This window comes from Bradyrhizobium sp. USDA 4501, from assembly GCF_054062115.1.
Genome location: NZ_JBSSEX010000001.1, coordinates 8780815 through 8793452, shown reverse-complemented (window position 1 = coordinate 8793452; position 12638 = coordinate 8780815). Strand labels below are relative to the sequence as shown.

Sequence of the window (12638 nt, the reverse complement as noted above, 5' to 3'; positions counted from 1 at the left end):
TCTTATTTGACGCGTTTTCTTAACGCGAACCGGTACCCACTTCGCTCGAAAACGCTTTGCTCACCGCCGCCACGACGGAGCGAGGCCTTCGCGCATCGCGAGGCGCCGCAACGGGCTGCATGCGCCGAGCAGATGCAGGCCGGCAGCGCGCGCCGTCTGCATGCCGAGGAAATCGCTCAGCAGCGACCGGTTGGCGATGTCGATCGCCCAGGTCCGGCTGGCGACATCGGGGCGCCGCGCCGCCTGGTAGCGCGACAGCACATTGGGCGCGCCGGGATCTTCGCCACGACCGATCGCCTGACCGGTGATCTCGGCGATATCGGCGGCATCGCGCAGTCCCATATTGAGGCCCTGCGCGCCGATCGGCGGCAGCACATGGGCGGATTCCCCGACCAGCGCGATCCGGTCCTTGGCGAATTGCCGCGGCCGCTCGATCGCGAGCGGAAACACGTGACGGCCGCCCTGGACCTCGATGCGGCCGAGGATCGAATGCGATTGCCGCTCGGCGGCGAGCGACAATTCGTCGTCGCCGAGTGCCATCAGCCGCTCGGCCTCCTTGGGCGCCGAGACCCAGACCACGCTGCTTCTGACGCCGCTGAGCGGCACGAACACGCAGGGGCCGTGCTCGGTGTGGAACTCGGTCGAGATGTTGTGGTGCGGCCGGGTGTGGGTGACGTTGAAGGTGAGGGCGGACTGCCCGAGCTCGCGGCTTGTCACCTCGATGCCGGCGGCCTCGCGGGACAATGAATTGCGCCCGTCGGCACCGACCACGAGCCGGGCCTGAAGCGACTGGCCCTGCCGCGTCACCACGGTAACCACGGCATCGTCCGGCCGCACCGAGGCGGCTTCATCGTCGAACCGCGTCAGCGCGGACATTTCGCCGGCGCGGTCCTCGAGCGCCGCGACCAGCGAGCGGTTGTCGATGTTGAAGCCGAATTGCTCGCGGCCGATCTCATCGGACGAAAAGCGCACCTCGGGCGCACGGATCAGGCGGCCGGTGTCGTCGACGAGGCGCATGGTCTTGAGCGCCGCCGCTCGGTCGCTGCAGCGCCGCCAGACGTCGAGCCGATCCAGGATATCGGTCGAGGCACCGAGCAGCGCGGTGGTCCGGTTGTCGGCATAGGGCGCGCGGCGCGCCAGCAGCGCAGTCCGCGCACCTGCGTCGGCAAGGGCAATCGCAGCCGTTAATCCGGCCGGACCGCCGCCTATTACGATAACGTCATAATCCAGCGAGCTGTCGGTCATATCAGGACATTTGACATGCTTGGCCCGATTTTCAAGCCATCGGTAACCACCAAGAGTTTCCAACGCTTTGCGCGGCGGAACGCCGCAAGACCGCATATGCAAACCGGTCCGATTCCTGATAGCACTCGGCCGATGGAGCATTCGAGCCAGCCCGATGCGTTGCCAGAACGGATGCGGACCGCCGCATTCACCGTTCATATTTTCACGGCGCTCGGCGCCGGGGTCGCGCTGCTGGCGATGCTGGAGGCGGTGCGCGAGCACTGGGCCAACATGTTCGCCTGGCTCGGGGTCGCGCTCATCATCGACGGGATCGACGGCCCGCTGGCGCGCCGGCTCGACGTGGTGCGGCTGCAGCCGAACTGGTCGGGCGAGGTGCTCGACCTGGTGGTTGATTTCGTCACCTATGTGTTCGTGCCGGCCTATGCGATCACCGCGAGCGGCATGCTGCTGCCGCTGGCGGCGCCGATCCTCGGCATCGGCATCGTGGTCTCCAGCGCGCTGTATTTCGCCGACCGCCGCATGAAGGCCGATGACAACCATTTCCGCGGCTTCCCGGCGCTGTGGAATGCGGCGGCGTTCTACCTGTTCCTGCTGCATCTGCCGCCCGTGCTGTCGACGATCGTGGTCGCGCTCCTGATCGTGCTGACCTTCGCGCCGTTCCACGTGCTGCATCCGCTGCGTGTGGTGCGGCTGCGCTGGCTGACGCTGTGGCTGCTCGGCGCATGGGCGCTGCTCGGCATGTACACGCTCGCCAACGATTTCGTGGTCGGAGCTCCGATCACCTTCGGTCTCTGCGCCATCGCCGTCTACATCATCGGCAGCGATACCGTGATCCGCCGGATGAAAGCCTTCAGAGCATGATGCAATTGATCACCAGCCCGGAAGCCTGGGCGGCGTTGTTGACCCTGACTGCGCTCGAGATCGTGCTCGGCATCGACAACGTGATTTTCCTGTCGGTGATCGTGTCGCGGATCCCGCCGGCGCAGGCCAAGCGCGCGCGGCAGATCGGCCTGCTGCTGGCGCTGGTGTTCCGCATTCTGCTGCTCTCGATCCTGGTCTGGCTGATCGGGCTGACCCAACCGGTGATATCAGTCAGCGACGTCGCGCTGTCGTGGCGCGACATCATCCTGATCGGCGGCGGCCTGTTCCTGATCGCGAAAGCGACCCATGAGATCCACGGCGAGGTCGAGGCGCGCGAGGCGGACGCCGATGACAGGCCGAGCGCCAGCGCGTTCTTCTGGGTGATCGTGCAGATCATCATCATCGACCTGGTGTTCTCGCTGGATTCGATCATCACCGCGATCGGCATGGCGCAGGACATCGAGATCATGATCGCGGCGGTCGTGATCGCCTGCGTCATCATGTACATCTCGTCGGGACCGGTGGCGCGGTTTGTCGCCGAGCATCCGACCACCAAGATGCTGGCGCTGGCCTTCCTGGTGCTGATCGGCGTGGCGCTGGTGGCCGACGGCTTCAAATTCCACATTCCGCGCGGCTACATCTATTTCGCGATCGCCTTCTCGGCCGCCGTCGAGGCGTTCAACGTCATGGCCAAGCGCAACCGCAGGAAGCCGGCGCGCTGATGGGCATGATCTCCGCGCAAACGCTGCGCGTTTGTCGCGAGGGAAAGCCGCTTCGCACTTTTCCGGATCGTGCCGTAGCCGGTTCCGGCCCGCTTGGTTGACAAGCCGGCCGCGATGGCATTCGCTCGCTTGACGCTGATATTGAGGGGAGCGACGACATGACCAAGGCTGTGCGCGTGCACCAGGTGGGAGGCCCGGAAGTCCTGACCTACGAGGACGTCGAGGTGGGCGCGCCGGCGATGGGCGAGGTCCGGATCCGCCAGCATGCGGTCGGTCTGAACTTCATCGACGTCTATTTCCGCACCGGCCTCTACAAGGCGCCCGGCCTGCCGTTCATTGCCGGCAATGAGGCTGCAGGCGAGGTGTTGGCCGTGGGTCCGGGCGTGACCAATTTCCACCCCGGCGATCGCGTCGCCTACTACTACAATCTCGGCGGCTACGCGTCCGAGCGCGTCATCCCGGCCGACAAGCTCGTCAAGCTGCCCGACCATATCACCTACGAGCAGGGCGCCGTGCTGATGCTGAAGGGCCTCACGGTCTGGTATCTCCTGCACAAGACCTTCAAGGTCGAGCACGGCCATCGCGTGCTGATCCACGCCGCGGCGGGCGGCATCGGGCTGCTGGCCTGCCAATGGGCGCGGGCACTCGGCGCGCATGTCATCGGTACCGTCGGCTCGAAGGCGAAGGCCGATCTCGCACTCGCCAATGGCTGCGATCACGTCATCCTCTATAACGAGGAGAACTTCGTCGAACGCGTCAAGCAGATCAGCCGGGGCGAGCTCTGCGACGTCGTCTATGACGGCGTCGGCAAGACCACGTTCCCGGGATCGCTGTCCTGCCTCAGGCCACGCGGTCTGTTCGTCTCCTTCGGCAACGCGTCGGGCCCGGTGCCGCCGTTCCCGCTCGCCGAACTCAATAACCACGGCTCGCTGTTCGCGACGCGGCCCAAGCTCAACGACTATGTCGGCACCCGCAAGGAATTGCTCGAAGGCGCCGACACGCTGTTCGCCGCCGTGATCAACGGCAAGCTGCACGTGCCGATCAACCACGCCTACGCGCTCAAGGACGCCGCCAAGGCGCATATCGACCTGGAGAGCAGGGCGACGACGGGCGCGGCGATCCTGCGGCCGTAATTCTCGCCGTCATTGCGAGCCACCCGGTCGGCGCAAAGCGCCGCCGGATGACAGGCTCCGCGAAGCAATCCACCTCTCCACCCGGGAAGATGGATTGCTTCGTCGCTTCGCTCCTCGCAATGACGAGGGGGGAGGATCCTACGCCACCCGCCGTGCCGCGCCGACCTTGGTCAGCACCGTATCCAGGCAGTCGACGACAAGGGAAATCTCCTCCCGCGTCACGTTCAGCGCCGGCATGAAGCGCAGCGTGTCCGGCTGCGGCGAGTTGATCAGCACGCCGGCCGCAAACGCCTCGGCAACCACGGCCGCGCCGATCGGCATCTTCAGGTCGAGCGCCAGCAGGAGGCCGCGCCCCCTGATCTCTCCGAGTCCGTGCCGCGACGACAGCCGCTGCAATTCGCGCTCGAGCAAAAGACCGGCATCGACAACCGATTTCAGGAAATCGGGCTTTCCGATCTGATCGAGCACGACAAGCCCCGCGGCGCACATCAGCGGATTGCCGTTGAAGGTGCCGCCCTGATCGCCGTGATCGAAGCACGAGGCATGCTCGGTCGCGAGCAGGGCCGCGAGCGGCACGCCGCCGCCGATGCCCTTGCCGAGCGTCATGATGTCGGGCTCGATCCCGGCGTGCTGATAGCCGAACAGCTTTCCGGTCCGGCCGATGCCGGTCTGGATCTCGTCGACAATGAGCAGCAGGCCGCGCTGCTGGGTCAGCGCCCGCAACTCCTGCAAGAACTCATCCGTCGCGGGCCAGACGCCGGCCTCGCCCTGGATCGGCTCCAGCATGACCGCGACCGTCGACGACGTGATCAGCTTTCGCACCGACTCGATGTCGTTCAGTCTGGCTTTGCGGAAGCCCGAGACCTTCGGCTCGAACAGGGGCTCGAACGCCTTCTTGCCCGAGGCCGACATGGTCGCGAGCGTGCGGCCGTGGAAGCCGCCTTCGAAGGTGATGATCTCATGCGCGCCGTTCTTGTACTTCGTGCCATATTTGCGCGCGAGCTTGATCGCACCCTCATTGGCCTCCGCGCCTGAGTTCGCAAAGAACACCTGGTCGAAGCAGCTGTTGTCGACCAGCAGCTTTGCCAGTTTCAGGCTCTGCTCGTTGTAGAACGCCGGGCTCGGCGTCAGCAGCCGTCTCGCCTGCGCCGCCAGCGCGTCGGCCACGATGACCGGGGAGTGGCCGAGGGGATTGACGGCCCAGCCCTGCACGAAATCGAGATAGCGGTTGCGGTTGCTGTCCCACAAATACGAGCCGGCGCCGCGTACGAACACGACCTCGGGGCGAGCGGTGATGTCCATCAGCGCATCGAACGGATGGGTAGCGTTGGTCATGTCGATCTCCTCTGGGGTCGGTGTTGGGAAAGGGCAGGCCGAAAAGCGAGAAGGCCGCGCTTGGGGGCGCGGCCTTCTCGAAAACCTCGGCTGATTTATAGGATCAGCGATGGCGTCGGACACGGCGCAGCCCAGCATCGTCGCGGGTGCGACGACGGCAGATGGCGCGGCGGTGGGTCCGGTTCAGCTTCATGGCGCAGGCCCATACAGCGAGAGGGGCGGTGGTGTCAAGCGCGGACAGCGCCTCATTCGACGGGCATAGCGCGGAAGCAGACCGCGCGCGGTCGCAAGCAGGACCGTGCGCGCGTCGCCGGCGGGCAGGATTACGAGGTGAGCTATGAGGCGAGGAAAACCCGGAAGTCGGCAGCATCGGTGAAGAAGGCCGTCAAGAAGGTCGGCAATAGCCGCAAGCGAGTTGAGCGCCGGCTCGGGTCGGCGATAAGGAAGACGTTAGGAACGGTACCTTCGACGCGTCGTTAGCAATGCGCCGCTCCTCGGCAGAGCGGCATTAGACGAATGAACGTGCCCCGGGTCTTGCCCCCGAAGACCCGGGGCACATTCGCGACCATCTCTATTGGGACCGTCGCTTGGGACAGGAAAAAGCGGCAATTTGTCTCGCCGAGATTCACACGAGTTATTTCCGGAACTGGATGTCGTTGGGATGATCCGGGCAAGAGGGCGCGTGATTTTCATTTCGTGTTTTTTCCTGCCCTAGGACGACGACCGTTGCTTCTCGGTGAACAGCGGTGCGGCGATCCAGCTTGGCCCCTGCATGATCCGGATGCAGGGGCCTTTTTTATGAGTAGGAACGAAGCGCTTGCGGCCGCATTGTTCGCCCTGTTCGGTGCCGCACCGCTACCGGCACTGAGACGCCCAGCTGAACACTGGCCTCAGCTTTCGCAGCTGGGGCCCTTTCTATTGCGCGAATAGGGGTAATACGTCAGCCTCGCTGCAGACCGGCCAACTGAGAGGCCCTATTACATAAGAATGCTCGTCATCAGTGCAGCGAGCATCGTGGCGCTAAAGACCGCAACTCCTAGACAGACGCGCGCAGCCGTCGAATAGGAATCGAATTGGGGCTGGTTGATCATGGCGCGGCCTAGATCGGCGCTCGTGAACCTGGGGTCGTCAGCCACTCCGTCAGATTGGCTGGGGTCTCGCCTTGCCGGGCTCTCCTGAGCAGGGCTTCTTTTTTGCAGACGGAGAGAGTGCCTTGGCCTGCGAGCGCATGGCCTCGTCGGCTAGGCGTTCTTGCAGTGATTGGGTTTGCTTGAAACGACGCCGCTTGCTGGTCATGGCGTTGCTCCCGGCTGGTGTTGGGCCGGAGCGCTAAACCGGGCGATCTCATCACCGATAGTTGCCACTGGCCGTGCGGTGATGTTCCGTTAACGAACCGAAAGAAGCGGCGTTCCTACGGAGCGGAACCCCGCGCAGTTGCTACCGGCCCGCGTGCTGTTCTAGCCTTGTTCGCAGAAGCTCGAAGGTTTCGACCTGAATGTCTCAAAATGCGCAAGCCCGTCCTCGGGTGCCCGACGAGTTGGCCGGTGTCCTTCGGCAACTCATGAAGCGCACGGCAATCATCAATGCATTGCTTGCCTTCGTGGGTATAAGCGTGACCTTGTACGTCTACCTCAAGTTTCCAATTCCCTCGGAAATCATCCGTCATGGGCTCGATAGGTTCGGTAAGCCGCTTGAGCCTGAGAACGCTATATCCTACCTCTTCGTTTGCCCGATTTTCCTAGTTTGGCTTGTCTTGATGCCATTGTGGGGAGCCAGGCAGGCAATGAGCATGACTGATGAAGCTGTCGCTAGGGGGCGAGAGACCTTTGCTTGGGTGCGTTGGGCAAAGCCGATCGAACCGTCCGTTCCATTTTATCAGTTGCTGCATTCTCGTCGTGATCTTCCAGATCCTCGTACTCAGCGCAACTATCTTCCGTGATGTTTCAGCCGCGCTCGGCAGCTTCTGACGCGATTGTCGCGACAGCAGTCTCCTGCGCGGCCTCGCGCCGATAATCATCGGCGGCCTTCTTTAGCGCGCTCTTGATTTCCTCATCGGTGGCTTGGTCAGCGTGGCGCTCCGCGTTCTCCGCCTGCCTCAAAAGATCTGCTCGGCTCATCGTATTCCTCCTGGACCAACAATTTGTCGGCGACGCTTGAGTTCCGTCTAGCAACGGACGCCGTTTGGTATCCGGGGAGGTCTCGAAGGAGCGGACTGGAGCTAGAATCCGGCGACGCTGCCGTGCAGGTCGTACTGGTCGGAGCGCTCGATCTTGGCGGTCACGATCTCGCCGACCTTCAGCGGGCGGCGGCTGGTGAGGTAGACGGCGCCGTCGATCTCGGGCGCATCGGCCTTTGACCGGCCCTTCGCCACCGTGGGGCCAACCTCGTCGATGATGACCTGCTGGCGGGTGCCGACCTTGCGCTTGAGGCGCCTCGCGGAGATCTTCTGCTGCCGCGCCATCAGCGCATTCCAGCGCTCCTGCTTGATCTCGTCGGGTACGGCATCGCCAATCGCGTTCGACGCGGCACCGGCAACCGGCTCGTATTTGAAGCAGCCGAGGCGATCGATTTCCGCTTCATCGAGCCAGTCGAGCAGATAGGCGAAATCGGAATCGGTCTCGCCGGGGAAACCGACGATGAAGGTCGAGCGCAGCGTCAGCTCGGGGCTCTGCTCGCGCCACTTCTGGATCCGCGCCAACGTCTTCTCCTGCGCAGCCGGGCGCTTCATCGCGCGCAGCACGTCAGGGCTCGCATGCTGGAACGGGATGTCGAGATAGGGCAGCACCTTGCCCTCGGTCATCAGGCCGATGACCTCGTCGACATGCGGGTAGGGGTAGACATATTGCAGCCGCACCCAGGCGCCGAGCTCACCGAGCTCCTTGGCGAGATCGAAGAATTTTGCGCGGACGCTGCGGTCCTGCCACGGGCTCTCAGCGTATTTCAGGTCGACGCCATAAGCCGAGGTGTCCTGCGAGATGACGAGCAATTCCTTGACGCCGGCCTTCACCAGCTTCTCGGCCTCGCGCAGCACGTCATTGGCCGGCCGCGACACCAGATCGCCGCGCAGCTTCGGGATGATGCAGAAGCTGCAGCGGTTGTTGCAGCCTTCGGAAATCTTCAAATACGCGTAGTGCCGCGGCGTCAGCTTGACGCCCTGCGGCGGCACCAGGTCGATATGCGGGTTGTGCGCCGGCGGCAGCGCCCGATGCACGGCGTCCAGCACGCTCTCATATTGCTGCGGCCCCGTGATCGAGAGCACGCCGGGATAGGCGCTCTCGATTTGCTCCGGTTCGGCACCCATGCAGCCGGTGACGATGACCTTGCCGTTCTCGGCCATGGCCTCGCCGATCGCGGCGAGCGATTCCTGCTTGGCGCTGTCGAGGAAGCCGCAGGTGTTGACGATGACGATGTCGGCGCCGTCATGCTTGCGCGCCAGCTCATAGCCTTCCGCGCGCAGCCGGGTGATGATGCGCTCGGAATCGACCAGCGCCTTGGGGCACCCCAAGGACACAAAGCTCACTTTCGGCGCGGCGGCCTCTTGCATATCTATGATCTGCCTGATGAATGGGCAGGAGCTAGTCCCAATTGCCGAGAATTACAACCCTTTCCCGGGGCTTCCGGCATGATATGGATGCATCTGCCGGGCCTTAAGAGTTGTCGATGAGCGCTGAATCGTCTCCCAAGATCGTCATAGTCGACGAGAGCCCGATCCGAGCGGCCATCTTGGAAGAGGGACTGCGGGAGGCCGGGTATACGGATGTCGTGCATATCAGCGAGATGCAGAGCCTGCTCTCGCGAATCTATGCGCTCGACCCCGAGATCATCGTCATCGACCTCGAGAACCCCAGTCGCGACGTGCTGGAACAAATGTTCCAGGTCAGCCGCGCCGTCCGCCGGCCGATCGCGATGTTCGTTGACCAGAGCGACGCCGCCTCGATCCAGGCCTCGGTCGAGGCGGGCGTCTCCGCCTACATCGTCGACGGTCTCAAGAAGGAGCGGATGAAGCCGATCCTCGATCTGTGCGTCTCCCGCTTCAATGCCTTCGCCAAATTGCAGGACGAGCTCGACCGCACCAAGCACGCGCTGGAGGAGCGCAAGGTGATCGATCGCGCCAAGGGCATCCTGATGAAGGTGAAGGGACTGACCGAGGAGGAGGCCTACGTGCTGATGCGCTCGACCGCGATGCGCGAGAAAAAGAAAATCGGAGAGATCGCGCAATCGATCCTGACGGCGTCGGAGCTCCTGAAATGACCACACCATTGCGCATCGGGTTCATTCCGCTGGTCGACGCTGCCGCGCTGATCGTTGCGGTCGACAAGGGATTCGCGGCGGCCGAAGGCCTCGACGTCACGCTGGTGCGGGAAGTGTCGTGGTCGAACGTCCGCGACAAGCTCAACATCGGCCTGTTCGACGCCGCTCATCTGTTGGCGCCGGTGGCGATCGCCTCGAGCCTCGGGCTCGGTCACGTCAAGGTGCCGATCGCGGCGCCCTTCAACCTCGGGCTCAACGGCAATGCCATCACCGTATCGCCGGCGCTGCACGCCGCGCTGATGGAAGAGATCGACGGCGACCGCTTCGATCCGATGGCAACCGCACACGCGCTCGCCCGCGTGGTGGCCAAGCGGCGGAAGAGCGGGGCGGAGCCGCTGACCTTCGGCATGACCTTCCCGTTCTCGACCCACAACTACCAGTTGCGGTTCTGGATGGCCGCCGGCGGCGTCGATCCCGACGAGGATGTTCAGCTTGTGGTGCTGCCGCCGCCCTACATGGTCGACAGTCTCGCCAACGGCCATGTCGATGCGTTCTGCGTCGGCGCCCCCTGGAATTCGATCGCGGTCGATCTCGGCGTCGGCCACATCCTGCACTTCGTCTCCGACATCCTGCTCAGCGCGGTGGAAAAGGTGCTGGCAGTGCGGCAGAGCTGGTCGGAGAAGCATCCCGGCGTCGTGGCGGCGCTGGTGCGTGCACATCTGCGCGCCGTGGAGTTCATCGAGCGGCCCGAGAACCGGTCCGAGGTCGCGCGCATCCTGGCGCAGCCCGAGCGGATCGGCGTCGATGCCAGCGTCATCCAGCGCACGCTCGATGGCCACCTGAAGATTTCGCCCGACGGCACCATGCGCGAGAGCAATCGCTATTTGCTGGTCGGGCGCGAGGCGGCGGCGCGGCCTGATCCGGGGCAGGCGGCCTGGCTCTATGCGCAGATGGTTCGCTGGGGCCAGGCGCCATACCGGCCGGAAGCGCTGAAGACCGCCATGGCCGTGTTCAGGCCCGATCTCTACGACGCGGCATCGGGTCGCCCGGCCGGCGCCTCCAGCGCCATCGGGGCGTTCGCCGGCCCGCCTTTCGACCCGAGCGACGTTCCGGGCCATCTGGCGGCGTTCAAGATCGGGCGCTGGAAGGCCTGAGCGCGCCGCAGCGGCCGCTTCCGGCGGCACGTGCACAACCGGTGCGTCGTGTTGCTGGGACAGGGATGGGCAACAGGCGCGGCGGCGGCAGCGCCTCGGCTATCGACCTCCGGCTACTTTGCATGGGGTTGTTTTCGAGATTTTCGGTTATCGCGGGACTGGCGCGGGTTCCCGACGCCTCGAATTGCGGCGAATAGGGTTCTCGGCCGAGCGCGCGGGAAGGAATATTCCTCTCGGAACCGAGTTCCCGAAGGCGGCGGCATCGCTATTTTTGCCGCCCGCTTGAATCCGGGCGCGAACGATATTCCATATGTCCGACAATGGGGCGTTGGAGATCGACCATGCGCGAGCTATCGGCGGAGGCCCGCCTGCACCTTTACGCGCGTAATATTTCACGGAAGTCCGGGACCGGAATTCACACGGCGGCGCTGTACAGCGCCTTTGCGGTGATCGCGGCCATCGTGTTCGGCACGCTGTCCGTCCACCCGTTCTGAGTCCTTCGGAAAATTCAAAAGCCGCCGTCTGATGTCCTCAGGCGGCGGCTTTGTGTTGGCTGGATGCTGACAGCTCAGTAGCCGTAACCGCGACCATATCCGTAGCCGTAGCCGCCACCGCAGGTGCTGCAGGTCTGCTGAACCGGCGCGTAGTAGGAATAGCCCGGCGAGACCATCTGCACGCGCTCCTGGGTGGCGTATTGCGGCGGAATGCGCTCATAGGCGACGCCTTCGGGCGCGACCATCACCGTCCTCGGCACCATCACGGTGCGATACTGTGCCGGCGTGCGATGCGCGACGACGCGGCCCGGCGCCACCATGACGGTCTCCTGCACCGTGCGATACTGCGGCGGCACGCTCTGCACCTGATAGCAGGTCGTGCACGGCTGCGGCGGCGGCGTATAGCAGCTGTAGCAGCCGGCGGATGCCGCGCTGGTGAAGGCGGCGGTGGCAACCGCGGCAATGGTGAGGGAGAGGCTGGTGCGGAACATGCTTTCGTACCCAATTTCCTAAGAGGACAATCAAAGGCTCGGAAGCTGCACCTAACAATCAAACGGCAAGTTTGGGTTTAAGAAGACTCTTAACGGAATCTAAAGGGCCGGCACGGCGGCCAGCCCTTTTTTGATCGATGTTCGCGGCTTAGTGCGCGGTCTTGAACGGCGCAACGGTGATGCCCGCCTGCTTCAGCGCCTCGCGCAGGCCGCGCGCAATCTCGACGGCGCCACGCGTGTCGCCATGGATGCAGACGGTATCGGTCTGCATCTTGATCACCTTGCCGGTGACCGAGACGACCGCGCCGTCCTGCACCATCCGCACCACACGATCGGCAATCGCCTTGGGATCGTGCAGCACCGCGCCGGGCTTCTTGCGCGACACCAGGTTGCCGTCGTCCTCATAGGCGCGGTCGGCGAACACCTCATGCGCCATCCGCAGATTCGCCGCTTCACCTGCGCGCACCAGCTTCGAGTTGGCGAGCACCACGAAGATGAGATTGGGATCGACTGCCTTGATCGCATTGGCGATCGCTCGTGCCGTCATGTCGTCCTCGCAAGCGACGTTGGAAATCGCGCCATGCGCCTTCACATGGGTGACCTTGTGGCCGGCCGCGGTCGCGATCGCCTGCAAAGCGCCGATCTGATAGGCGATCAGGTTCTCGATCTCCGAGGACGTCAGTCCCGGCATCGGGCGGCGGCCAAAGCCGTGCAGGTCGCGATAGCCGGGATGGGCGCCGACGCTGACGCCGCGCGCCTTCGCCAGCTCGACCGTCTTGCGCATGATGTCGGCGTCGCCGGCATGGAAGCCGCAGGCGACGTTGACCGAGGTCGCAAGCTCGATCATCGCGGCATCATTGCCCATTTCCCAGGGGCCAAAGCTTTCGCCGAGATCGCAATTGAGGTCGATAGTTGAAGTCATGACGATCGATCCGTCTATTGTTGTACAGAT

General features: G+C 64.1%; 14 protein-coding genes. 8 read left to right on the top strand and 6 right to left on the bottom strand.

The genetic code is table 11. The features are described from left to right. Positions 1-60: 60 nt before the first annotated feature. A complete protein-coding gene (locus ACVWZM_RS41040) occupies positions 61-1245 on the bottom strand; it encodes a UbiH/UbiF family hydroxylase (RefSeq protein ID WP_456856087.1) in 1185 nt (394 codons plus the stop codon). A 132-nt stretch (positions 1246-1377) separates the two neighbouring features. Here ACVWZM_RS41040 and pcsA point away from each other — a divergent pair, with 132 nt between their 5' ends. The 3 genes from pcsA to ACVWZM_RS41025 all read left to right on the top strand — a co-directional run bounded on the left by pcsA (position 1378) and on the right by ACVWZM_RS41025 (position 3961). Next, on the top strand, positions 1378-2106 hold the full coding sequence (pcsA, locus tag ACVWZM_RS41035; RefSeq protein WP_057018701.1) for a phosphatidylcholine synthase: 729 nt from the start codon (positions 1378-1380) through the stop codon (positions 2104-2106). Further along, the gene (locus ACVWZM_RS41030; RefSeq protein WP_456856085.1) at positions 2103-2828 is read left to right on the top strand and encodes a TerC family protein; all 726 of its coding nucleotides are present in this window, start codon (positions 2103-2105) and stop codon (positions 2826-2828) included. The genes pcsA and ACVWZM_RS41030 overlap by 4 nt, the downstream gene beginning before the upstream one ends. Positions 2829-2986: 158 nt before the next feature. Continuing rightward, the gene (locus tag ACVWZM_RS41025; RefSeq protein WP_456856083.1) at positions 2987-3961 is read left to right on the top strand and encodes a quinone oxidoreductase family protein; all 975 of its coding nucleotides are present in this window, start codon (positions 2987-2989) and stop codon (positions 3959-3961) included. Positions 3962-4099: 138 nt separating this feature from the next. Here ACVWZM_RS41025 and ACVWZM_RS41020 read toward each other — a convergent pair whose 3' ends face one another. Then, positions 4100-5296, bottom strand: a complete 1197-nt coding sequence (locus tag ACVWZM_RS41020; RefSeq protein WP_076828892.1) for an acetylornithine transaminase — start codon at positions 5294-5296, stop codon at positions 4100-4102. A gap of 258 nt (positions 5297-5554) precedes the next feature. Between ACVWZM_RS41020 and ACVWZM_RS41015 the strand changes: the two genes are divergently transcribed. After that, positions 5555-5776, top strand: coding sequence for a DUF3606 domain-containing protein (locus ACVWZM_RS41015; protein WP_076828958.1), 222 nt, complete (start codon positions 5555-5557; stop codon positions 5774-5776). A 1015-nt stretch (positions 5777-6791) separates the two neighbouring features. Next, positions 6792-7235 (top strand): hypothetical protein, encoded by a 444-nt coding sequence (locus tag ACVWZM_RS41010; RefSeq protein WP_456856081.1) that lies wholly within the window; start codon positions 6792-6794, stop codon positions 7233-7235. Between the two features lie 4 nt (positions 7236-7239). On the opposite strand, the gene ACVWZM_RS41005 is transcribed toward ACVWZM_RS41010, so the two are convergent. Further along, complete coding sequence (locus ACVWZM_RS41005; RefSeq protein WP_156436349.1) at positions 7240-7413, bottom strand: hypothetical protein; 174 nt, start codon at positions 7411-7413, stop codon at positions 7240-7242. Positions 7414-7514: 101 nt separating this feature from the next. Next, on the bottom strand, positions 7515-8840 hold the full coding sequence (rimO, locus tag ACVWZM_RS41000; protein WP_456856079.1) for a 30S ribosomal protein S12 methylthiotransferase RimO: 1326 nt from the start codon (positions 8838-8840) through the stop codon (positions 7515-7517). 116 nt (positions 8841-8956) lie between these two features. Between rimO and ACVWZM_RS40995 the strand changes: the two genes are divergently transcribed. The 3 genes from ACVWZM_RS40995 to ACVWZM_RS40985 all read left to right on the top strand — a co-directional run bounded on the left by ACVWZM_RS40995 (position 8957) and on the right by ACVWZM_RS40985 (position 11195). Then, the gene (locus ACVWZM_RS40995) at positions 8957-9547 is read left to right on the top strand and encodes an ANTAR domain-containing response regulator (RefSeq protein ID WP_028332037.1); all 591 of its coding nucleotides are present in this window, start codon (positions 8957-8959) and stop codon (positions 9545-9547) included. After that, positions 9544-10701, top strand: coding sequence for a CmpA/NrtA family ABC transporter substrate-binding protein (locus ACVWZM_RS40990; RefSeq protein WP_456856077.1), 1158 nt, complete (start codon positions 9544-9546; stop codon positions 10699-10701). The genes ACVWZM_RS40995 and ACVWZM_RS40990 overlap by 4 nt, the downstream gene beginning before the upstream one ends. Positions 10702-11042: 341 nt before the next feature. After that, positions 11043-11195, top strand: coding sequence for a hypothetical protein (locus ACVWZM_RS40985; RefSeq protein WP_016844408.1), 153 nt, complete (start codon positions 11043-11045; stop codon positions 11193-11195). A gap of 74 nt (positions 11196-11269) precedes the next feature. Here ACVWZM_RS40985 and ACVWZM_RS40980 read toward each other — a convergent pair whose 3' ends face one another. Together ACVWZM_RS40980 and ACVWZM_RS40975 are read right to left on the bottom strand one after the other, a co-directional pair. Beyond that, on the bottom strand, positions 11270-11686 hold the full coding sequence (locus tag ACVWZM_RS40980; RefSeq protein ID WP_057018694.1) for a hypothetical protein: 417 nt from the start codon (positions 11684-11686) through the stop codon (positions 11270-11272). A gap of 148 nt (positions 11687-11834) precedes the next feature. After that, the gene (locus tag ACVWZM_RS40975; protein ID WP_057018693.1) at positions 11835-12608 is read right to left on the bottom strand and encodes a LamB/YcsF family protein; all 774 of its coding nucleotides are present in this window, start codon (positions 12606-12608) and stop codon (positions 11835-11837) included. Positions 12609-12638 lie beyond the last annotated feature (30 nt).

Coding starts and splice junctions, on each gene's coding strand:
- ACVWZM_RS40975 (WP_057018693.1), bottom strand. CDS start 12,608: ATGACTTCAACTATCGACCTCAATTGCGATCTCGGCGAAAGCTTTGGC.
- ACVWZM_RS40995 (WP_028332037.1), top strand. CDS start 8,957: ATGAGCGCTGAATCGTCTCCCAAGATCGTCATAGTCGACGAGAGCCCG.
- ACVWZM_RS41025 (WP_456856083.1), top strand. CDS start 2,987: ATGACCAAGGCTGTGCGCGTGCACCAGGTGGGAGGCCCGGAAGTCCTG.
- rimO (WP_456856079.1), bottom strand. CDS start 8,840: ATGCAAGAGGCCGCCGCGCCGAAAGTGAGCTTTGTGTCCTTGGGGTGC.
- ACVWZM_RS41010 (WP_456856081.1), top strand. CDS start 6,792: ATGTCTCAAAATGCGCAAGCCCGTCCTCGGGTGCCCGACGAGTTGGCC.
- ACVWZM_RS41020 (WP_076828892.1), bottom strand. CDS start 5,296: ATGACCAACGCTACCCATCCGTTCGATGCGCTGATGGACATCACCGCT.
- ACVWZM_RS41040 (WP_456856087.1), bottom strand. CDS start 1,245: ATGACCGACAGCTCGCTGGATTATGACGTTATCGTAATAGGCGGCGGT.
- ACVWZM_RS41005 (WP_156436349.1), bottom strand. CDS start 7,413: ATGAGCCGAGCAGATCTTTTGAGGCAGGCGGAGAACGCGGAGCGCCAC.
- ACVWZM_RS40990 (WP_456856077.1), top strand. CDS start 9,544: ATGACCACACCATTGCGCATCGGGTTCATTCCGCTGGTCGACGCTGCC.
- ACVWZM_RS40985 (WP_016844408.1), top strand. CDS start 11,043: ATGCGCGAGCTATCGGCGGAGGCCCGCCTGCACCTTTACGCGCGTAAT.
- ACVWZM_RS41030 (WP_456856085.1), top strand. CDS start 2,103: ATGATGCAATTGATCACCAGCCCGGAAGCCTGGGCGGCGTTGTTGACC.
- pcsA (WP_057018701.1), top strand. CDS start 1,378: ATGGAGCATTCGAGCCAGCCCGATGCGTTGCCAGAACGGATGCGGACC.
- ACVWZM_RS40980 (WP_057018694.1), bottom strand. CDS start 11,686: ATGTTCCGCACCAGCCTCTCCCTCACCATTGCCGCGGTTGCCACCGCC.